Raw genomic sequence first — 19,791 nt, 5'->3', positions numbered from 1 at the left:
TCGTGGCCTCCGGTTTGCGGGCTACCACGCTCTCCCGAGAAACCACCCGCCCCTCGCCACGCTACGGTCGGTGCCTAGCAGCACCCACGGGCGGTGAGGCCGTGCTGAGGCCCGGTTACCGGAGCGACCTCAGCGTTACCTTCGGCGTCAAGGCGTAGCCGACGACACGCGGCGTCGCCACACGTCGCATGGGGCTCTAAGCGGCCAAGCCCTCCGTACGCCCGTGGCGGATTTTTCGCAGAGAGCGGGCGCGCAGAACGCTACGCTGAAGGCCATGCCGGCCAAGTGGTCCCCGCGCGCCTCCCCGCATGTCCTCCAGCGGACGCCAACTCCAGAGCGCAGGACGCAAGGTGTTGCGCTCATCGTCGTGCTCCTCGCCGCCGTGGTGCTCTCAACGACGATCATCGCCATAAGCGCTACTGTTAGCCTCACGAGTCGGCGCCTCACCGTCGACCAAGCCGTCACGCTGCAAGCCCAATACGCGGCCGAGTCGGGTCTCGCACGGGCCCAAGCGCACCTCCAAGACGTCAACGCGCTCCTCAACAAGGTCAGCGTCCGCAACACGAGCGTCGTCGACCTGCGAACGCAGGCGACGAACTTCTGCGGGAGAAACCTCGACTTCTCGCAAAACGTCACGTCCTGCACGGTAAGAGGGGTCGACGCCCGCAATGCGTTTGCGCTCTTTACCCGCTACATCCCCGCAAACGCCGAGGAGTACGGCGGTATGCAGCCCGCAGCCTACTGGGAAGCGCTCGCTTCCGGGACCCCGGTGGTCTCCACTATCAGCCGCGCAGGCCAAGGACATGAGGTGCTCTACCGCGTCTCCTATCAGCTTCTGCCCGAGAGCTTTACCTTCCGGAGCCCTAACACCTACGAGTTCACCTTCGCCGTCCCCGAAATCCGTTCGACGGGAGAGGTGCGCCTCGATAACCGCACGGTAGCCACCCGCAGGATCGTACAGCAAGTCAGCGGCACCAACACCCTAAGCATCTTTGTGCCGTCGTTTGCGCGCAACTTCGTCTTTCGCAACGAGACGACGAGCACCTCGGGTGACCCGCTGTCATTTGGGGCCGACGAGGTCTTTGACGGTCCGGTTCACACCAACACGCGTCCTAATTTTTCCGCCTCCTCCGGGAGGACGCCGACCTTTACGAGCGAATTTACGAGCTGCGCGAAGTCGGCGCGGTTCTCCGGCTACAGCGGCTTGACAAGCCTCGTTACCACCTTTGACGACACCTTTTTCAACAACCCGGATATTCGCAGAACCTTTACCAACCCGCTCCTGCCCCCTCGCTTCGACCTGGAAGACTGCATCGCGCTCCCTACCAACAGCAACAACCAGAAGCGCGCCTCGTTCGGCGGCGACCCCAAAGACAAACGCGACCTTACGGACGCCGAGATGCAAACGGCGTGGGGGCTTAAAATCACGCAGACCACGACGACGACCCGAACGGAGACGGTGCGCGTCCCCGCCTCACCGCTTCCTTGGTACTGCCACTTCTCCTTCTGGGCGCACCTCCCCGAGTGTTGGCGGACGGAGACGCGGACGATTACCGAAACCCAGACGGTTCCCGGCGTGCTCCCCGAGGGGGTGTACTATAGCCGCGGGGACGGCGCGAACACCCCCAACCAAGCGACGACCTGGAACAACGACCCGAGCGTCAACATTGGCGGCGGCATCTACGTCAAAGGCGACGTCGACGAGCTGAGGCTGTCGACCAGCAGCGGGCGTCAAGTGATTCGCCTCCGCCAAGGATCAACGACCACGACCTTCGAGGAGAACGCCAACGGCAGCTGGACGGTCCGTAGCGGCAACACGACGCGGACCTTGACGGGCAAGTTTAACGGCATGATCTACGTCGACGGCAACATCAACGACATGCGCGGCGACGGCACCAGCGCCCCCGACATCGCGGGTCACAGCAAGCTGATGGTGACCTCAACCGGACGCGTGCTGCTCAAAGACGACATCACCTACACGCACATCCCGACTGAAACCAATAAAAACGTCGTGAACGTGCTAGGCATCTATTCAAGCGGCGACAAGTGCAACGAGACCCCCTCGCCCCCGCTGCGCTGCGGCAGCATCCTCGCTGACGGCGCCAACAACCGAGACCTCACCATCCACGCTTCGATCATGGCGACCAAGCAGATCAGCAGCTCGCCGACGAGCGCCAGAAAGGGCGAGGGCTTCGGCGCGGCGCGGCACAACGAAAACCTGGGGTTGGTCAACGGGCGAAGGGTTCGCCTCAACCTCCTAGGCGGCGTGATCGAACACCAATCCCAAACGATTAGCACGGGCAGTGGCGGCTACATCCGCAACTACACCTACGACCCCCGCTTTAACGACGGTTACGCCCCCCCCTTTTTTCCAGACCAAGCCGACATCACCAACCCACACGCCCCCGTCACCTGGCAAAACCGCGCCATGCTCGGCGTCGGGCGGGGGATCTGGCAACAGGTCGCTAGCCCATGAGCAAGGGGTTTACGCTCCTCGAGCTCCTGATCGTCTGCGCCTGTATAGGGCTCCTGTTAGGCGTAGGGGGCGTGCTCTTTACGGGGGCGATCAACCGCAGCCGCCTCGCCGAAGCGAGCGCGCAGCTCGTCGGGGACCTGCAGCGGGCGCGGAGCGCCGCCCAGCGCTACAACCAGAACGCCGAGCTCGAGGTCAGAGCGACCACGGCGAGCGCGTATACCCTGACCATCAACGGCCGGAGCACCGAGCGCCGGCTGCCGGCGGGGACACAGCTAAGGACCCCGTCGCCGACAGCTATCCGTTACCACGCCCCTTTTGGCGAAACGAGCGGCACCAACGTGACCTTAACCGTCGAGCTGCAGCGCGGCCGCGCTCAGCCGCGTTACGTTCGGGTCATAGGGGTGACCGGCAAAGTGTATACGGGAGTCGGTCCGTGAAGTCGGCGCGCGGCCTGACGCTCCTTGAAGTGCTCGCCTCGATCGTCATCCTAGGCGTGCTGATGACCGTCGTCCTGTCGCCGCTGACACAGCTCTTTGCGCGCACGGCGGTGAGCGGTCGGACGCTCCGGCTCACCACCCAAGCCCAAGAGATCGCCGAGAGCATTCGGGGCCAGTGGCGCGCTATTCCCTACCCCGCAGACGGCAGCCAAGAGTCGGAGGCGCAGCAGAAGCTGCGCGCCCAAAACCGCGAACGCTACGAGAAGACCTGTTTTCAGCTGCCACGCGTGAGTGGCGCGCGGCTGCAGCTCGAGGTGTGGGCGCTCGATCGCCGCGGTAACGAGGTCAGCCGCCTGACGTGGCACGAGACGTGCCCCGCCACAAGCCCCGCCACCATCCCCCCGCTAAAGCGCCTCAAAGTCACCTTGAGCGCCGACGACGGTACCCAGAGCCACCTCACGCTCGACGTACCGAAGCCGTAGCCATGCAGCACCCCTACCGCCCTAGCACCTCACCGCACACCCCTAGCCACAACGCCGGCATGACCCTCGTCGAGCTGCTCGTCGCCGCCGCCCTCATGGGGGTGCTCATGCTCGCCTTTACCCAAGTGTTTGGCGGCTCGCTGCGCGCTTCCGGAGAGCTGAACGCGCGTAACGAACTGCTCAGCGAGGCGCAGATCGCCCAGCAGTTCGTCGCCGCGAAGCTCCAAAACGCGTTTTACGTCTACCCGAGCGGCAGCGCCATCCAACTTTCGCAGAGCGGCGCAACCACGCAAAACACCACCCGTAGCGGCGCGGGCCAGCAGTGGCGCGTCGGCACCGACCCCTTTATCGCGCTGCTGCTGCCCCCGACCGGTCGCGGCCAGTGCCCCGCCAACGCCGCCTCGACGAGCGTCAAGAACGCCAACCGGCAGTTTTGCTTTACCTTCCACGCGTTTTACCCGGTGCACCGCGGGACGCTCGTGCGCTCCGGCCTCGCCTCGGCGCCACCTCACGACCCCCAAAACGACGACACCTGGGTGCTGATGGAGTACCGCGCCAACCTCTTCGACGGCGTCGACCGCACGCTCGACCAGGTCGCACAGCCCCCCCTCGACCGGCCCGACCTCTACCGCAGCCGCTCGGCGCAGATGCTGGCCGACTACGTGCAGCCGACCACGCTCGCGCCCCGTTACACGATGTTTAGCACCGACGAACAGGGCGGTACGGTCTACTCGGTGGCCTTTGAGCTCAGGATGCTGCAGCGCCGCGTCGGCAAGGCGCTGACGGCCCCCGCCGGTTTAGCGCCACTGAGCACCCGCGTCTACCCGCGCAACGTGCCCTAAAACCGGGGCGCTAGGGCAGCAAACCTACTCGTCCCCCGAGAGCACCGCCAAAAACGCCTCCTGCGGCACCTCGACGGTGCCCAGCTGCTTCATCCGCTCCTTGCCCTTTTTCTGCTTTTCCAAAAGCTTGCGTTTGCGGGTGATGTCGCCGCCGTAGCACTTGGCGGTGACGTCCTTGCGGAAAGCGCGCACGGTCGCGCGGGCGATGATCTTGCCGCCGATGGCCGCTTGGATGGGGACGGCGAACATCTGCCGGGGGATCACCTCGGCCATCTTGTCGACGATCTTGCGGCCCAAGCTGTAGGCCTTGTCGCGGTGGACGATAACAGCTAGCGCGTCGACCTTTTCGTCGTTAACCAAAATGTCGAGCTTGACGAGCTTGCCCTCGCGGTACTCGAGCGGTTCGTAGTCCATGCTGGCGTAGCCGCGCGTCAAGCTCTTGAGGCGGTCGTGAAAGTCGTAGAGGATTTCGCCGAAGGGGATCTCGTAGCGCAGCTCGACGCGGCGGCCGTGGTAGACCATGTTTTTCATCTCGCCGCGGCGCTCTTGCAAAAGCCCCATGACGTTGCCCACGTACTCCTCGGGGACGTAGACGTTCAGCCGCACGAAGGGCTCAAGGATGCGCGCGATCTTGTCCGGTTCGGGCAAGTCGGCGGGGTTTTGAATGTGCTCCCTTGAGCCGTCCGTGCGCTCGACCTCGTAGATAACAGCCGGGGCGGTGGCGATAAGCCCCAGCCCGAACTCGCGCTCGAGCCTCGCCTGGACGATATCGGCGTGCAACAGACCCAGAAAGCCGCAGCGAAAGCCGAAGCCGAGCGCCTCGGAGGTCTCCGGTTCGAAGGAGAAGGCGGCGTCGTTTAAGGAGAGCTTTTCGAGCGCCTCGCGCAGCTTGGGGTAGTCCTCGGAGTCGGTCGGGTAGAGCCCCGAAAAGACCACCGGCTGCGCGGGTTTAAACCCCGGGATGGGGGCCGATACGGGGTTTTTGTCGGAGGTGATGGTGTCGCCGATCTGCGTGTCGGCGATGTCTTTGATCGCGGCGGTGATCCAGCCGACCTCGCCCGGGCCGAGCTGGTCCGACACGGTCGGGGCGGGCGAGAAGTAGCCCACCTTGTCCACCTCGAAGGTCTTGCCGGTGCTAAAGATCCGGATGACGTCGCCCTTTTTAACGGTGCCGTCCATTACCCGCACGAACGAGATGACGCCCTGATAGGAGTCGAACATCGCGTCGAATATGAGGCACGACAGGGGCGCGTCGGGGTCGCCCTTGGGGGGGGGCAGGTGGGCGATGATCCCCTCTAGGATCGCCTCGACGTTCTCGCCGGTCTTCGCGGAGACCGCCACGGCGGTGTCGCCGGGGATGCCGATGACCTCCTCGAGCTCGGCGATCGCCCCCGGCACGTCGGCGTTGGGCAGGTCGATCTTGTTGATCACAGGCAGCACCTCGAGCCCGTTGTCGATCGCCAGGTAGGCGTTCTGGATGGTCTGCGCCTCGACCCCCTGCGAGGCGTCGACGACCAAGAGCACCCCCTCGCAGGCGCGCAGCGCGCGCGAGACCTCGTAGTTGAAGTCGACGTGGCCGGGGGTGTCGATGAGGTTAAAGAGGTAGCGCTGGCCGCTTTTGGCGGTGTAAAAGAGGCGCATCGGGGTGGCTTTGATGGTGATCCCCCGCTCGCGCTCGAGCTCTAAGGTGTCTAGCATCTGGTCGCGGCGCTGCCGTTCCGAGACCGCTTGGGTGAGCTCGAGGATGCGGTCGGCAAGGGTCGACTTGCCGTGATCCACGTGCGCGATGATCGAGAAGTTGCGAATCTCCACGCCTCATTCTAGCGCGCGCCGCCAGCGCCGGCCGTCGGAGGGGCGCCCACGTGAGCGTTCGTCGCTTTCTCCCTGCCGCTTTTGTGTCAGCATCACGGCGTGGACGCTGCACGCTTCTACGGTCACGAGCGGCACCAGGACTTCTGGTTGGGCGAGGGCCCCCGCCGCGCCCTTCTCGTGCACGGGTTCCCGGGGACGCCGGCGGAGCTGCGGGCGCTAGGGGGCTGGCTCGCCGCGCGCGGCTTTAGGGTCCACGCCCCGCTGCTGCCGGGTTTCGGCGCCGATATCCCCAACCTCGGCAAGACGCGCCGCGCGGCGTGGCTCGGGGCGGCGCGCCGCGCTTGGGAGGCGCTGCGCGAGGGGCAAGGGGCGCAGACGGTCCTATTGGGCTTTTCGATGGGGGGCGCCCTCGCGCTTCAGGTCGCCGCCAGAGGCGCCCCCCCCGACAAGCTCGTCCTCTTGGCCCCTTTTTGGCGGCTGCGCGACCCCAGGGCGCGGTGGCTCCCCGCGCTGCAGTACGCGGTGCGCGAGCTGAGGCCCTTCGAGAACACCGACTTTAGCGCCAGCACCGTGCGGGCGCAGTTCGCGCGGCTCGAGCCCAGCTTGGACCTCGACGACCCCGCCGTGCAGGAGGCGCTCCGCACGCAGGTCGCCCTGCCGACCTCCGCGCTCGTCGAGCTGCAGCGCCTCGGCGCCGAAGCCTACCGCGCCGCCCCCCGCGTGCGGGCGCCCGCGCTCGTCATCCAGGGGCTTGATGACGACACCGTCGCCGCTACCGACACCCGCCGCCTGGCGCTGCGCCTCGGCGGCCCCGTGACGCTCTTCGAGGTGCCCGGCAGCCATCACCTCATCGCGCCCGGTGGCCCCGAGTTCGCCGGGCTCTGCGAGCGGCTCGAGCGGGAGCTGTTGTAGCGGCGTGCCTAGCGGCGTGCCGCCGCGCGGGTCGCGCGAGCGCGCGCCGCTCACCCCTCCAGCACGATCCTCCGGTCGACCTGGAAGATGTCGTTGGGCGGCGCCTTGCGGGAGATGAGGCACACCTCCGAGACGGTAAAGCGCACGGGCTCCCACGACGCCGACAGCTCCTCCACGAGGCTCCGCAACCGCCCCTTGCCCGCGACCTGCCCGACGCTGAGGTGCGGGGTAAAACCGCCCTTAAACGAGCGGGTGTCACCAAAGCTCGGCAGCGCCCGGTAGAGCGCCTCCTGAAGCGCTACGACGGGTTCTCGGGGCTCGGGCGCGAGCCACAGCGTGTAGCGCTCCTGGCCGTGGCGAAACCAGGAAAAGCGCGCCAGGGTCACCTCGAAAGGCCGCTGCTCCCACCCTACCGGCGCCAGTTCGGGCAAGACCCGGTTGAAGTCGCGTTTGGGGGCGAAGGGGTAGAGCAGCGTGAGGTGCGGCATCCAGCGCCGGAACTGCCGGTCGTGAAGGCGGCGAATCTCCTGGATGGGCCCCCACACCGTCGGCGGCGGGATGATCACCAGGGCGGTTTGGTGCGTCTTCTCCATCCCTACAGCTTACCGGCGGCGCTACTCCTGTTCGCGGCGCAAGGCGAGGTCGCGCCCCCGCGGTCGGCGGCCGCGACCCACGAGGTAGAGGAGCCCGAGCATCCCGCCAAAGAGCGCCGCGCCGATAACGATCACCAGCAGCACGCGAAAGGGCGCCAGCGTCACCTCGGCGAGGTAGGCCATGAGGTCCGCCAGGCGCCACGACGCCGGGTAGTCCGAGAAGGCGAGCGCGACGAGGAGCGCCGCGAACGCCCCCCCTTTGAGGAGCGCCGCCCCGGAGAGCTGCGGAACGCGCCCCACGCGCACGAGCACGAGGCAGAAGAGGCCCAAAAGCGTCGCTAGCAGCGTGGGTTGCAGGGTGTCCAAGGTTCTAGTGTGACACGGCGCGCCGTGAGCGCGCGTGAGAGGGCGTCAGGGGACATGTGCCGGTCCGATCTCCTCGAGCCGGTACCCGCGCGGATAGGTGCGCGTCGGCGGCAGGGTGTAGGGTCTGCGGCGCGGGGGCAAAAGGCGCGCGACGCGGGCGCGGAGCTTAAGGGCCGCGACGACGCCCACGCGCACCCACCAGGGCGGCAGCGCGAAACCGAAGGCGAGGCGCATTCGCGCGTCGAACAGGGCGTGAACGACGGGTTTGCCGAAACGCCGGAGCGGTCTGGGGAGCACCCAGCTGAGAAAGAGGTCGCGGGTCACCTCGGCCAAAAGCTGGTTGTCGGGGCTATAGGCGAAGTGCTCGCGCTCGTAAGCTAGGCTAAAGCGCTCGAGTTCGGCGATGGTGTCCGGGATCCCGCGGATCGCCATCCTCCGCCCGACCTCGCGCCAGAAGAGAAAGATCGCCGCGCGCTCGTTGTCGCTTAAAGGGCGCACGCCGAAGCGGGCGTTCCAGCGCAGGGGCTCTAAGACGAAGGTCGAGAGCACGTACAAAAACTCGTCGTTGGGGATCTTGTAACGCCGGTGGATCTGGTTCATCCGGCGGATCGCGGCGCGGCCAGGGGGCGAGTCGTAGCCACAAAGGCCGATCGTGCTCACGAGGATCACCGTGTCGTCGTAGCGCTTTTGGGTGCGGTGGACGAACTCGCCCGTCGCGACCATCAGCTTTGAGCTGTGCGGCACCCCGAAGGTGCGCAAGAGCGCCCGCTCGAGCGCGCGCTGCGAGTCCCAGGGCAGGTCGAAGGCGCTCGTTAGGTACACGATGCGCTGATGGTCCCGGACCGGGTCGAGGCGAGCTATCTCGCGCGTGACGTTGCGGCGCAGACCCTTACGCTTCACCCGTTTAGTCTAAGGCGCTCCCCCCGTCCGCACCGTCGCCCGGGCCGCTAGGCGCCCTCTCGGCGCCCCACGAAGTAGCCGAGAAAACCCGTGATGATCGACGTTATGACCCTTACGGCGAGCTCGCGGTTGTGAGGGTCGAGCGCCGGGTCCTGCAGCCGCCAGCCGCTATAGAGGAGCGCGGCGACGAGCAGCAAAAACACGGCCCCCTTGACCCACAGGCCGAAGAGGTGCTCGCGCCGCTCGCGCACGAGCCGCGCGGCGCGGTCGTCGGGGTGCTCTTCGGTGCGCACCTCGACGGTCATGTTGGGGCCGAGGGCGTCTTGAAGGTTGTAGGCTTTGGGATCGCTGCCCTGCAGGTCAGGCATGAGGGAGCCGCCGACGGGGTCGAGGCGGGGGCGTGCTGAAAGGGCTAGAAACCGACGACTTCGGTGGCGAGCTCTTGGTCGGGGGTCGCGGCGCCGACCTTTTTCCCTTCGCGCTTGGCGCGCTGCGCAAAGTCCATGAGGGCGATGCTGCGGCGCAGCACCTCGCTCTTAGAGGTGTGCGAGGCGCGCGCCAACTCCTCTAAGAGCGCGTTGAGTTCGGGCGAGAGGTCGACGGTGAGGCGCACCGTCCGCGCGTTCGACGAGGCCATGAGCCCCTCCTATGCTGACAGTCTACGGCAAAAGTACGGCATCCAGCTTCACGCGGCCCCGATGAGCTCCTCGACCTTGCGGACGTAGGCTTTCGGGTCGGCCTTGCGCTCGAGCCCGCCCGCAGACAGGTAGCGCACCTTGCCGCAAACCGCCCGCTCCGCCCAGGGGCGGTCGTGTTGGCCGAACACCCAGGCGACGTTGGCGTACGAGTTGGCGTCGCGGCCGTCCAAAAAGTAGCGGTTGTTGAGATGCAGCGCCGTCTCAAAGGCCTCCTCCGGCGAGGGCGACCACTCGAGGATCTTCTTGCCCCAGTACATGCGCATGTAGTTGTGCATGTAGCCCGTGTGCAACATCTCCTTCATAGCGGCGTTCCAGTAGGGGTCGTGCGTCTCGGCGGCCTCGAGCTGCTCGCGGGTGTAGAGGTGCTCGCGCGCGTCGCCGCGGTGCTCGTCCAAAGTCTTGCGCGCCCACGCGGGGAGGGCGTCGTAGCGGTCGTAGTGGGGTTCGTAGAACACGAAGTTCATCGGCAGCTCGCGGCGCACGATGAGCTCCTCAAGGTAGACCTCGGCGTTTTTGCCCGCACCCGCCCGCTGCACCTCGAGCGCGACGAACACGGGCGAGATCTGCCCGAAGTGCAGATACTTGCTCATGTGCGAGACGTTGTTCGTCTGGGGCTGGTTGCGCGTCGCCGCGTAGTCGCCGAAACGCTCCCTCAAAAAGGCCCGCAGCACCCGCTCCCCCTCGCGGGTGCCGCCGCGAAAGCGCCGAACCGGCGCGACGCTGGTGTCGAGCTTTAAAGACGCCAGGAGCGCCCCGGGGTCGGTGAGGTCGAGCCCCTCGACCCCGAGCTCCCGTGACGGCGCGCGCAGCGCCACCTCCTCGACGTCGCGCAGGTACGTCTCCAGGTGCCGCGTGAGCTTGGGCCGGAGGGTGCGCGCGGCGTGCTCCTTTTTGTCCGACGCCACCTCCACGGGCACCACCACGTCGCTCTCGACCTGCACCACCCTGCAGCGGGCCTCGCGGGCCACGCGCTCGCGCCAGAGGCGCTGGTGCCGCAAGTAGCCGCGGTCGCAGACGAGCAGCGCAGCGTCCTGTGCGAGGCGCAGCGCCACCTCGTCCGGACGCCCCCGCTGCACCACGAACGCGATGCGGCGCTCCGCGAGCGCCTCGGCGACGTCCTGCAACCCCTCTAACAGAAACGCGTAGTGCCGCGCGTTCGCCTCGGGGTAGTCGTCCATCAGCCCGAAGGCGACCAAGAGGGGTTTGTTGAGGTCGTTCGCCCACATCGCGGCGTGCTCGAGCGCGTGGTTGAAGCGCGCGCGCTGCGATTGCTGCATCCAGTAGAGGACGTAGCGCCCGTCCGCGAGGTCGTGGTCGTTGAGGGCCTTTACGCGCGCGTCCTGAACGCCTGTCATAGCGCCATCTTGGGCGCCGCGCGCGCGCACCGCAGCGGCGGGGCTTACGGTGACGGGCGCCTTCGACGCGTTCCCGGTGCGTTCCCAGCACGCTTCTAGCACGACTGTGGCGCCGCCTTACGCCGTTTAGGGGGTGGCGCGCCTAGAGTAGCCCCATGCCCCCCCGACGCATCCCCCCGAAAGCCGGCCAGGAGTCCGTCTGGGACTACCCGCGCCCACCAAAGCTCGAGCCCACCACCAGACACCTGCGCGTCGCGTTCGCGGGCGTCACCGTCGCCGAAACGCGGCGGGCGCTGCGGGTGCTCGAGACCTCACACCCACCGGTCTACTACTTCCCGCCCGAGGACGTGCGGCTCGACCTGCTGGAGAGGACGGCGCGCAGCACCCTGTGCGAATTCAAGGGCCGCGCGGTCTACTGGACGCTGCACGCCGGCGGCCGGCGGAGCGAGAGCGCCGCCTGGAGCTACCCCCACCCCGCGCCCGGTTACGAGGCGCTCAAGGACTACCTGGCCTTCTACCCGAGCCGCGTGGAGAGCTGCTGGGTGGACGGCGAACGGGTCACGGCGCAAGCGGGCGACTTCTACGGGGGGTGGATCACGGGGGACATCGTCGGGCCGTTCAAGGGGGGGCCGGGGACGTGGGGGTGGTAAACCGACCAGCGGGGCGCAGAGCGTGGGTCGTCAGCACGGGCAGCCAGCCCGCGCGCTCGAGGCCCCGCAGCTCAAGGGGCTCTCGCACCGCCCCCTCAGCCGGCGGGTGGGCGGCGCGGTAGGGGCGGAGCGGACCGCGGGGCACCCCGCTCTGTAAGCTAGAGCGCGTGGAGCTGCTGCGCGCGACCGACCTCACCTACCGCCACCGGGGCCAACCGGAGCCGCTGCTGCGCGGGGTGAGCTTGTCGCTGCGCGCCGGGGAGAAGGTCGGGCTGGTCGGGCGCAACGGCGCGGGTAAGAGCACGCTGCTGGCGCTCCTGACGGGCCAGCTCGCCCCGGACGAGGGCAGGGTGGTGCGCGCGCCCGGGTTGCGCGTGGCCTATGTGCCGCAGGGGGGCGGCGCGCTGCGCGGCACCGTCTGGGAGGTCGCGGCGGGGGCGCTCGCGCACGTGCGGGAGCTCGAGGCCGCCCTGAGGGGCGAAGAGGTGCGCCTCAGCCGCGGCGAGGACCGCTTGGAGGCTTACGGGGCGCTGCTCGAGGCGTTTGAACGCGCGGGCGGTTACACCGCCGAGGCGGCGCTGCGCGCGCACCTCGCGCAGGTGGGGTTGGGTGACGCAAACGAGGCGCGCGGCGCCGAGACCCTCTCGAGCGGTGAGCGGGTGCGCCTCGCGCTGGTTCGCGCCCTCGCCGAGCGGCCCGATGTGCTGCTCCTCGACGAACCGAGCCTCTACCTCGACCTGCCGGCCCGGCGCTGGTTAGCGGGCGCGCTCGCGGCCCATCCGGCGGCCCTCCTGCTCGCTTCGCACGACCGCGCGCTCTTAGACGCCGTCACGACCCACACGCTGCACCTGCACGGGGGGCAGCTCACGCGCTACCGCGGCCCCTACAGCCGCTTTCGGGCGCAGAGCGAGCACGCCAGTTTGCGCGCTGCCAGGGAGACGCGGCGCCGCGCCAGGGAGCGGGCGCTACTAGCGCAGAGGCTGCGGGCCCAACCCACGGCCGAGCGCCGGAAGGCGGTGGCGCAGCGCTTGGCGCGCTTGGCGGGGGGTGCGGAGGTGACGCCCGCGCGCGCAGCGCCGCTCGCCCTGGGCACCGAAGCGCCTCGCCCCCGCGAGGTCCTCGTCGAGGCGCGGCACCTGCGCGCCGAGCGCGGCGGACGGACGCTCCTCGCGGACGCGCACGTGCGCCTCTACGCGGGCGACAAGCTCGCCGTCGTCGGGGCCAATGGGAGCGGCAAGAGCACCCTGCTGCGGCTCCTCGCGGGCGAAGCGGCCTCCGAACACCCCGAGGGCACCGTCCGGTACGCCCGCGGGGTTCGTCTGGCGTTGTTCGACCAGCAGACGCGGGGTCTAGAGGACGGGGTGCCCCTAAGCGAACACCTCACGCGCTTCGTTTCGGAGCCGCGCGCCCGCTCGCTCTTGGCGCTCGCCGAGCTGAGCAGCGCGTGGGACGCGCTTCCCGAAACCCTCTCGGGTGGCGAGCGCGCCCGCGCCGCCCTGGCCCTTGTGATGGCGACCGAGGCCAACGTGCTGCTTTTAGATGAACCGAGCGAGCACCTCGACGCCGCCACCACCGAGCGCCTCGAGGCCGCCCTACAAGGCACCGAGGCCGCCGTGGTGCTCGTGACGCACGACGCGGCGCTCGTCGAGGGGGTGGCCGAGCGGGTCTTGGCCATCCAAGACGGCGAACTCACCGAGTACCGGGGCGGGCTCGCGGGCTTTTTCGCGGGGACGCGGCGGCTCGAGCCCGACCTGCCGGAGCTGGCGGCGCCCGACCCCGAGGAGGCGGAGGACCCGGAGGCGGCGCTAGGGCGGCTCGAGGACGAAGCGTTGGCGATCGAAGACCGGCTCGCCGACCCCACGCGGCTGACGGAGCGCGACCGCGAACGCCTGCGGCGGCGCCTCCGGGAGCTGACGCACGAGCGCTCCGAGCGCTACGACGCCCGCTTGCCGCCCCCCGGGCCCGCCTACCGCACCGCTCACGCGGGCGTCGCCGTCTGGACGGACGGGCTCGGCGCGCCCGTGGTGCTCGAGAGCGGCGCGGGGCTCACCGTGCGCCTGTTCCGGGAGGCGGCTGCGGGGCACCTCGCTTTCAACCCGCCGCCGGGTCGCTGCGTCCTCCCCTGGGCGCGCGCGGCGGTGCTAAGGGGGGCCGTGCGGCTCGCGTTCGAGCACCTGGGGCTGCGGGTGGTGCAGCTTCAGGTGGGGGCCGACGAGCGGACGGGCAGCTTCACCGAGGCGCTCGCCGCCGCCGGCTTCCAGAGCGCGGGCGAGGGGTGGTGGCTTCTAGACAGAGACCGCTACGAGCGGCTCGCGGGGTACGTGCGGGGCCCTCCCCACGCGCGCTTCCGAAAGCGTAGGCGCAAGCGGACACCGGCCCGCGCGGCCCCCAAGAACGCTCGGTGAGAGGGCCTTTAGGTACCCTTTACCCCGTTCGACCGGCAGCAGCGTAGGCTAAAAAGGTGCGTCGCCTCCTCCCCATCACCCTCTGGGCCCTCTCGGCACTCCTGCTGCTCGTCTGGACGCTCGCCCCACCCCCCGCCGCGTGGATCGACGCCGTGTACACCCCCGTGCTCTACGCGGGCGTGGCGCGCGCGATCATCCCGGTCACGGGCGCCCTCCCCTTCTCGCTCGCGGGGCTGTTGGGACTAGGCGGCGCGCTCTGGCTCGGCGTGAGCCTCGTCAGGTCGTGGCGGCGCCTCGGTCTTCGCACCTTCCTCCAACGCTGGGGGCTGCGCGCGCTCTTTTTCGGCACCGTCCTCTGGGCACTCTTTCTCGTCATGTGGGGCGCCAACTACGCGCGGACGCCGCTCGAGACCCGCTACGGCCTCCCCGAGGGCCCCACCCGGAGCGCCGAGGTCGCGCAGCTCGCGAGAGACCTCGCGCAGGTCATCGCGCAAGACGCGCCGGCGAAGAGGCCCCCCGACGCGTGGGCGCGGGGGGTCGCGGCGGCGCGCACGGCGCTCGAAAAGACCGTGGCGGCCCTCGAGGGTCGCACCCTCACCCTGCCGCGTTACGTCAAACGCACCCCGCCGGGGCTGCTTATCTTCTCGGGTCAGGCGACCGGCATCGTCGTGCCGTGGACGTTAGAAGCGCACGTCGACGGCGCCCTCCCCCTCCCCTACGCCCTCGGCACGGCGCTCCACGAGCTGGCGCACCTCGCGGGCTACGGCAGCGAGGCCGAGACGGACTTCGTGACGGGTCTCGCGGGGCTCACCGCAGACGACCCCTTGTTGCGCTACAGCACCGCGCTGACGCTCTTTTCAAGGGCCGCACGCAGTCTGGAGCGAGACGCCTACCGGGAGCTCTACGCGGCGCTCCCCGCGGTCGCGCGCGAGGACATTGCGGCCTTGCGGGCGGTCTACGACCGCTTCCTCCCGCCGCGCCCGGCGGCTTGGCTGCAGACGCTCTTTTACGACACCTACTTGCGCAGCCAGGGCGTCGGCGCGGGCGTCGCCGACTACGACCGCGCGACCGAGTTGCTCGTAGGGGCGCAGCGTTCGGGGCTGCTGCGTTTCGACGCGGCCAGCGGGCGCTTCGAGGTGGCGCTCGAGGCTGGCCCCTAGAACCCGACGCCCTGCAGCGCACCGAGCAGCCACAGCGTCGCCGAGACGCTTAGAGCCGCCCCGAAGGTCGCCACCACGACCGTGCGCGCGACCTCCTCGGCGTCGCCGCCGAACTCCAAGGAGAGCATGAACGTGTTGACTGCGGGCGGCATCGCCGCGAGCAGCACGAGCACCGCGAGGTCGAGGCCGCGCGCACCGACGAGCCACGCGCACGCGAAACCCACAAGCGGCCCGCCCACGAGTTTAAAGGATGCCGCGAAGAGGGTCATGGGGCTCGGCCGGAGCACCCCCGCGCTACCGATCTGCAGCCCCAACACGAGGAGCACCAGGGGGATGGCCGCGTCGCCGAGGAGCTCAAGGCCGCGCATCACCCCGGCTGGCGGCAGCGCCCCGAGCGCGTTGCAGGTGAGCCCCAACAGGGCCGCCCAGAGCACCGGCAGCCGCAGCACGCCGCCCAAGGGCAACTCGCGAAACCCGCGGCTCGGCGCCAGCACGAGCGGCCCGCAGGAAAAGAGCACCACCGACGAGAGGACGAAGAGCACCAGCGCGCGCTCCAGCCCCGCTTCACCGAACGCGAAGAGCGCGAGCGGCAGCATCATGTTGCCGGCGTTGCCGAAGAGGCTCGTCGCGACGAAGGCGCGCCGCTTGGCCCCCTCCAGGAGGCGCGAGCACGCGAGCGCCGCGAGCGCTATCGTCAGCAGAAAGAGGAGCTGACCCGCCACGAGCACGCCGATGTCAGCTGCTGCCAGCGCGGTCGTCGCCAGAGACGAGAAGACGAGCGCGGGCACCGCGCCGTAGAGCGCGAGGCGGTTTAAGGGCGCGATCTCGAGCCGCAGCGTGCGGCCCAGCACGGCCCCGGCGGCGAGCACGACGAACACGGGTAAGAGGACGTTGAAAAGCGCAGCGGTCACGGTGGCCTTTCTGCGAGGGGCGGCATGACGCCCTAATCTAACCCCCGGACCGCCCTTCACGCGCGGTAGAGTGCGCTCATGACGCCCCTACAAAAGCCCGCGCCCCTCCAGACCCTCACTGGACGCCTCGTGCTGCCCGAGGGTGTCGTGCCCGGGCGGCTCGAGTTTGGCACCCACCTCCGGCGCCTCGAGCGAACCGGTGACGCCGCCGGCCCCCTGATCCTGCCCGGTTTTATCGACACGCACGTCCACGGCGGCGGCGGCGGCGACACCATGGACGGCCCCGAGGGGGTGCGGGCGCTCGGCAGGCTGCACCTGCAGCACGGCACCACGACGCTCCTGCCGACGACCATCACGAACCCGTGGGGGCGCGTCCTGGCGGCTTTGGAGGGGGTGCGGGCGGTGCGCGCCGAGGCCAGCCCGGAGCTACCCGACCTGCCGGGGGTGCACCTCGAGGGCCCCTTTTTAAACCCCGAGCGGTTGGGGGCGCAACCGCCCTACGCGGTCGCTCCCACGCCGGAGCGCGTGGACGCGGTGCTCGCCGCGGGCGTCGTCTGCGTGGTGACGCTCGCCCCCGAACTGCCCGGGGCGTGCGACGCAGCGCGGCGCTTCGCCGCGGCGGGGGTGCGCGTCAGCGTCGGGCACACCGCCGCGACGTTCGAGCAGGTCGCGGCGCTCGCTGAGACCGTGCGGGCGGCGGGCGGCACCTTGGGCTTTACCCACCTCTACAACGCCATGGGGGGCCTCGCGGGGCGCGACCCCGGCGCCGTCGGGGCCGCGCTGGCGGACGCGGCGGCCTTCAGCGAGCTCATTTTGGACCTGCACCACGTCCACCCGGGGAGCTTTCGAGCGGCCCTCGCCGCCAAACCCAGCGGGCTCCACCTCGTGACCGACGCCATCCGCGCGTGCGGCCTCGGCGAGGGCGAGACTGAGCTCGGCGGACAGCGGGTCACCGTGCGGGGCGGGGCGGCGCGGCTGCCGGACGGGACGCTCGCGGGGAGCGTGCTGACCTTGGACGCCGCGCTGCGCCACGCGGTCGCGGCGGGGGTGCCCTTGGCGCGCGCGAGCCGCCTCCTGTCGGAGACGCCCGCGCGCTACCTAGGCCTAAGCGATAGAGGGCGGCTCGAGGTCGGCCTCCGCGCCGACCTGGTGGTCATGAATGAAAGGCTCGAGGTTGAAAGGGTCTACCGCTCAGGCCAGCGCGTCCGCTAACCCCCCGCCACCGGTCGCCGAAGCAAGACGAGCGTCGCTACCGGCCCGATGAGGGAGACGAGCCAGGTAACGAGCAAAAAGAGCAGTTGATGGGTAAGGGTGTGCTTTTGCGACGTGAAGATCGCCCACGTCACCCAGGTGGCAACCCCAGGGACGCGAGCAGGATCACGACCTCGTAGAAGCCCATAGGCCCCACCCTCACGTCTCGATCTCCCCTAGCGGCACCTTTTTGCCCGGGTTCATGATGTTGTGCGGGTCCAGCGCGCGCTTAAGGGTGCGCATCACGTCCAGTGCAGCGCCGTGTTCGCGCGCCATGTAGCGCAGTTTGCGCAGCCCCACCCCGTGCTCGCCCGTCGAGGTGCCCCCGAGCGAGAGCGCGAGCGCCACGAGCGCGTGGCCGAGCGCCGCCACGCGCTGCGCCTGCCCCGCGTCACCCGCATCGTAGAAGATGGTCAGGTGGAAGTTGCCGTCGCCGACGTGCCCGATGAGGTAGGCCGAGAAGCCCGCCTCGCGGCACGCGGCTAGCGAGCGCGTCACGGCCTCGGGCAGCGCCGAGATGGGCACGGCGAGGTCGGTAATCAGGCTCCGCTTGCCGGGGTTCTGGGCGACGATGGCGTAAAAGGCCCCGTGGCGGGCGTGCCAGAGCTCGGCGCGCGCCGCCGCGTCGTGGCTCGCCTCGAACGCTAGCGCCCCGTGGTGCTCGGCGAGCTCGCGCGCGAGCGCGACCTCCTCGGCGATCCCCGCGGGGTTACCGTGGAACTCTAAAAACACCGTCATCTCCTCCGGGTAGCGCGTCCCCGAGTGGGCGTTCACCGCCGCTATGCTCAAGGGGTCGACGAGCTCGCAGCGCGCGACCGGCACCCCCGCCTGGATGAGCGCGGTCACGAAGCGCGTCGCCGCCTCCACGTCCGCGAAGGGCACGCGCGCGGCGGCCGCCGCTTCGGGCAGCCCGACGAGCCGCACCGTCGCCTCGGTGATGACGCCCAGGGTGCCCTCGGCGCCGCAGAAGAGCTTTGTAAGGTTGTAGCCGCTCGCGGACTTGCGCGCCCTCGAGCCCGTGCGGATCACCTCACCCGTCGGCAGCACGACCTCCAAGGCCAGCACGAAGTCCGCCGTCACGCCGTAACGCACCGCCGCCGTACCGGAGGCGTTCGTCGAGATCATCCCGCCTAGCGAGGCGTGCGCGCCGGGGTCCACGGGGAAAAAGAGCCCGTCGCGGCGCGCGCGCTCATTGAGTTGCGGGTAGGTGACGCCGGGCTGCACGACGGCCAACAGGTCCTGCGGGCGGTACTCCAACACGCGGTTCATGCGGGTCAGGTCGAGCGACAGGCCGCCGTGCAGCGGGACGGTGTGGCCTTCTAGGCTCGAGTTGACCGCCACCGGCGTCACGGGCACGCCGCGCTGGTGGGCGTAGCGCAAAACGCGCGCGACGTCCTCGGTGGATTCCGGGAACACCACCGCGTCGGGCAGCACCCCCTCGTCGTAGGACTCCCCACGGGCGTGCAGCGCCCGCTCGGACGGGCTCGTGCTCACCTGGTCGGGTCGTAAAAGATCATAAAGCGCGTCCACAGTCACCTCACAACGCCTTACGAGACACTCTTCAGCCGCGGGTCGAGCACGTCGCGGATGGCGTCGCCCAAGAGGTTAAAGCCGACCACCGAGAAGAAGATCGCCAGCCCCGGGAAGATGCTCATCCAGGGCGCCCGCAGGAATTGGCGGTAGCCGTCGCGGATCATCACCCCCCACTCGGGGTTGGGTGGCTGCGCCCCGAGCCCCAAAAAGCCGAGGGCGGCCACGTCCAGAATCGCCACGCCGATCGAGAGCGTGAGCTGCACCAAGATGGGCGAGAGGCTGTTCGGGAAGATGTGCCGGAAGACGACGCGGGCGCCCCCCGAACCCAGCGCCTGCGCCGCCTGCACGTACTCCGAAGTGCGCAGCCCCAACACCACCGCGCGGGTGATGCGCACGTACGCGGGGATCTGCGTGATCGAAATGGCGATGAGCGCGTTTGTCAGGCTCGGCCCGAGCGTCGCGACGATGGCGATCGCCAGCAAGATGCCGGGGAAAGCGAGCAGGATGTCGACCAGCCAGACGACCACCGTATCGAGCCAGCCGCCCACGTACCCCGCCAGAAGCCCCAAGAGCACCCCGATGACCGCCGCGATGCCGACCGCCATGAGCCCGACCCGCAAGCTGATGCGCCCCCCGTGCCAGACCCGCACCAACAGGTCGCGCCCGTTCTCGTCGGCGCCAAAGGGCAGCGACCAGCGCGTGATCTCCTGACCCGCGCGCCGGCTCAGCTCGGCGCGCTCCTCCTCGCTCAACGTCCACGACGGGGGGGCAAGGCGCAGGCGCAGGTTGCGGTCGGTGGTCGGGTCGTAGGGGTGCAGCAGGGGCGCCAAAAGCGACGCCAGCACGAAAAAGCCCACGATGGCGAGCCCCGTGACGCCGGTCGGGTTGCGAAAAAAGCGGCGCAGCAGCTCCTGGGTTCGGGTGCGCCGCCGCTCCGTCCGGCCCGCGAGCGCCCCCACCGACGCGGCCGCCCCACCGGAATCGGTGACGTTCACGCGTTCACCCCTC

Annotated in this window: 19 protein-coding genes; 9 read left to right on the top strand and 10 right to left on the bottom strand. The window is 69.4% G+C overall.

Annotation, left to right across the window (positions count from 1 at the left end; genetic code table 11):
- Positions 1–274 precede the first annotated feature (274 nt).
- Genes TRAD_RS06520 through TRAD_RS15155 form a run of 4 tightly spaced genes read left to right on the top strand, consistent with a single transcriptional unit; the run spans position 275 to position 4,237 of the window.
- A complete protein-coding gene (locus TRAD_RS06520; RefSeq protein WP_148221197.1) occupies positions 275–2,476 on the top strand; it encodes a hypothetical protein in 2,202 nt (733 codons plus the stop codon).
- Positions 2,473–2,913 (top strand): pilus assembly FimT family protein, encoded by a 441-nt coding sequence (locus tag TRAD_RS16295; protein WP_013177803.1) that lies wholly within the window; start codon positions 2,473–2,475, stop codon positions 2,911–2,913. Before TRAD_RS06520 ends, TRAD_RS16295 begins: the two co-directional genes overlap by 4 nt.
- Positions 2,910–3,395 (top strand): type IV pilus modification PilV family protein, encoded by a 486-nt coding sequence (locus tag TRAD_RS16290; RefSeq protein WP_013177802.1) that lies wholly within the window; start codon positions 2,910–2,912, stop codon positions 3,393–3,395. Before TRAD_RS16295 ends, TRAD_RS16290 begins: the two co-directional genes overlap by 4 nt.
- 2 nt (positions 3,396–3,397) lie before the next feature.
- The gene (locus TRAD_RS15155; RefSeq protein ID WP_013177801.1) at positions 3,398–4,237 is read left to right on the top strand and encodes a PulJ/GspJ family protein; all 840 of its coding nucleotides are present in this window, start codon (positions 3,398–3,400) and stop codon (positions 4,235–4,237) included.
- A gap of 24 nt (positions 4,238–4,261) precedes the next feature.
- Here TRAD_RS15155 and lepA read toward each other — a convergent pair whose 3' ends face one another.
- A complete protein-coding gene (gene lepA / locus TRAD_RS06500) occupies positions 4,262–6,049 on the bottom strand; it encodes a translation elongation factor 4 (RefSeq protein WP_013177800.1) in 1,788 nt (595 codons plus the stop codon).
- A gap of 99 nt (positions 6,050–6,148) precedes the next feature.
- Between lepA and TRAD_RS06495 the strand changes: the two genes are divergently transcribed.
- Positions 6,149–6,961 (top strand): alpha/beta hydrolase, encoded by an 813-nt coding sequence (locus TRAD_RS06495; protein WP_013177799.1) that lies wholly within the window; start codon positions 6,149–6,151, stop codon positions 6,959–6,961.
- A 50-nt stretch (positions 6,962–7,011) separates the two neighbouring features.
- On the opposite strand, the gene TRAD_RS06490 is transcribed toward TRAD_RS06495, so the two are convergent.
- From TRAD_RS06490 to TRAD_RS06465, 6 genes are read right to left on the bottom strand one after another with little or no spacing between them, the layout of a single operon-like run.
- Complete coding sequence (locus tag TRAD_RS06490) at positions 7,012–7,554, bottom strand: 2'-5' RNA ligase family protein (RefSeq protein ID WP_013177798.1); 543 nt, start codon at positions 7,552–7,554, stop codon at positions 7,012–7,014.
- Between the two features lie 21 nt (positions 7,555–7,575).
- Positions 7,576–7,920: a hypothetical protein gene (locus tag TRAD_RS06485; RefSeq protein ID WP_013177797.1), complete on the bottom strand. Its 345-nt coding sequence runs from the start codon at positions 7,918–7,920 to the stop codon at positions 7,576–7,578.
- 45 nt (positions 7,921–7,965) lie between these two features.
- Positions 7,966–8,820 carry an oxygenase MpaB family protein gene (locus tag TRAD_RS06480; protein ID WP_013177796.1) on the bottom strand — a complete coding sequence of 285 codons (855 nt, stop codon included), beginning with the start codon at positions 8,818–8,820 and terminating at the stop codon, positions 7,966–7,968.
- Between the two features lie 47 nt (positions 8,821–8,867).
- Entirely contained in the window at positions 8,868–9,188 is a 321-nt protein-coding gene (locus TRAD_RS06475) for a hypothetical protein (RefSeq protein ID WP_013177795.1), read from the bottom strand.
- Positions 9,189–9,232: 44 nt separating this feature from the next.
- A complete protein-coding gene (locus TRAD_RS06470) occupies positions 9,233–9,457 on the bottom strand; it encodes a ribbon-helix-helix protein, CopG family (RefSeq protein ID WP_013177794.1) in 225 nt (74 codons plus the stop codon).
- A 48-nt stretch (positions 9,458–9,505) separates the two neighbouring features.
- Positions 9,506–10,873: a deoxyribodipyrimidine photo-lyase gene (locus tag TRAD_RS06465; protein WP_041947697.1), complete on the bottom strand. Its 1,368-nt coding sequence runs from the start codon at positions 10,871–10,873 to the stop codon at positions 9,506–9,508.
- Between the two features lie 155 nt (positions 10,874–11,028).
- Between TRAD_RS06465 and TRAD_RS06460 the strand changes: the two genes are divergently transcribed.
- From TRAD_RS06460 to TRAD_RS06450, 3 genes are all read left to right on the top strand, one after another.
- Complete coding sequence (locus tag TRAD_RS06460; RefSeq protein ID WP_013177792.1) at positions 11,029–11,523, top strand: DUF427 domain-containing protein; 495 nt, start codon at positions 11,029–11,031, stop codon at positions 11,521–11,523.
- A 167-nt stretch (positions 11,524–11,690) separates the two neighbouring features.
- Positions 11,691–13,928, top strand: a complete 2,238-nt coding sequence (locus TRAD_RS06455; protein ID WP_013177791.1) for an ABC-F family ATP-binding cassette domain-containing protein — start codon at positions 11,691–11,693, stop codon at positions 13,926–13,928.
- Between the two features lie 56 nt (positions 13,929–13,984).
- Positions 13,985–15,088 carry a DUF3810 family protein gene (locus TRAD_RS06450; protein WP_013177790.1) on the top strand — a complete coding sequence of 368 codons (1,104 nt, stop codon included), beginning with the start codon at positions 13,985–13,987 and terminating at the stop codon, positions 15,086–15,088.
- Here TRAD_RS06450 and TRAD_RS06445 read toward each other — a convergent pair.
- Positions 15,085–15,999, bottom strand: coding sequence for an AEC family transporter (locus TRAD_RS06445; protein ID WP_013177789.1), 915 nt, complete (start codon positions 15,997–15,999; stop codon positions 15,085–15,087). The two genes, TRAD_RS06450 and TRAD_RS06445, sit on opposite strands and share 4 nt — an antisense overlap.
- A gap of 78 nt (positions 16,000–16,077) precedes the next feature.
- On the opposite strand from TRAD_RS06445, the gene nagA reads away from it, so the two are divergent.
- Positions 16,078–17,211, top strand: coding sequence for an N-acetylglucosamine-6-phosphate deacetylase (gene nagA, locus TRAD_RS06440; RefSeq protein WP_013177788.1), 1,134 nt, complete (start codon positions 16,078–16,080; stop codon positions 17,209–17,211).
- A gap of 198 nt (positions 17,212–17,409) precedes the next feature.
- Here nagA and TRAD_RS06435 read toward each other — a convergent pair whose 3' ends face one another.
- Both TRAD_RS06435 and TRAD_RS06430 read right to left on the bottom strand, forming a co-directional pair.
- A complete protein-coding gene (locus tag TRAD_RS06435) occupies positions 17,410–18,780 on the bottom strand; it encodes an FAD-binding oxidoreductase (RefSeq protein ID WP_013177787.1) in 1,371 nt (456 codons plus the stop codon).
- 17 nt (positions 18,781–18,797) lie between these two features.
- Positions 18,798–19,778: an ABC transporter permease gene (locus TRAD_RS06430; RefSeq protein WP_013177786.1), complete on the bottom strand. Its 981-nt coding sequence runs from the start codon at positions 19,776–19,778 to the stop codon at positions 18,798–18,800.
- Positions 19,779–19,791: the final 13 nt, after the last annotated feature.

Source organism: Truepera radiovictrix DSM 17093, from assembly GCF_000092425.1.
GTDB classification, from domain to species: Bacteria; Deinococcota; Deinococci; order Deinococcales; family Trueperaceae; genus Truepera; species Truepera radiovictrix.
The sequence above is the reverse complement of the archived record's forward strand: the minus strand, read 5'-3'. Positions and strand labels throughout refer to the sequence as shown.

Bases quoted from the DNA above. Each gene is read 5' to 3' on its own strand.
- TRAD_RS06520 (WP_148221197.1), top strand. From the start codon at position 275: ATGCCGGCCAAGTGGTCCCCGCGCGCCTCCCCGCATGTCCTCCAGCGG.
- TRAD_RS16295 (WP_013177803.1), top strand. From the start codon at position 2,473: ATGAGCAAGGGGTTTACGCTCCTCGAGCTCCTGATCGTCTGCGCCTGT.
- TRAD_RS15155 (WP_013177801.1), top strand. From the start codon at position 3,398: ATGCAGCACCCCTACCGCCCTAGCACCTCACCGCACACCCCTAGCCAC.
- TRAD_RS06490 (WP_013177798.1), bottom strand. From the start codon at position 7,554: ATGGAGAAGACGCACCAAACCGCCCTGGTGATCATCCCGCCGCCGACG.
- TRAD_RS06475 (WP_013177795.1), bottom strand. From the start codon at position 9,188: ATGCCTGACCTGCAGGGCAGCGATCCCAAAGCCTACAACCTTCAAGAC.
- TRAD_RS06470 (WP_013177794.1), bottom strand. From the start codon at position 9,457: ATGGCCTCGTCGAACGCGCGGACGGTGCGCCTCACCGTCGACCTCTCG.
- TRAD_RS06465 (WP_041947697.1), bottom strand. From the start codon at position 10,873: ATGACAGGCGTTCAGGACGCGCGCGTAAAGGCCCTCAACGACCACGAC.
- TRAD_RS06460 (WP_013177792.1), top strand. From the start codon at position 11,029: ATGCCCCCCCGACGCATCCCCCCGAAAGCCGGCCAGGAGTCCGTCTGG.
- nagA (WP_013177788.1), top strand. From the start codon at position 16,078: ATGACGCCCCTACAAAAGCCCGCGCCCCTCCAGACCCTCACTGGACGC.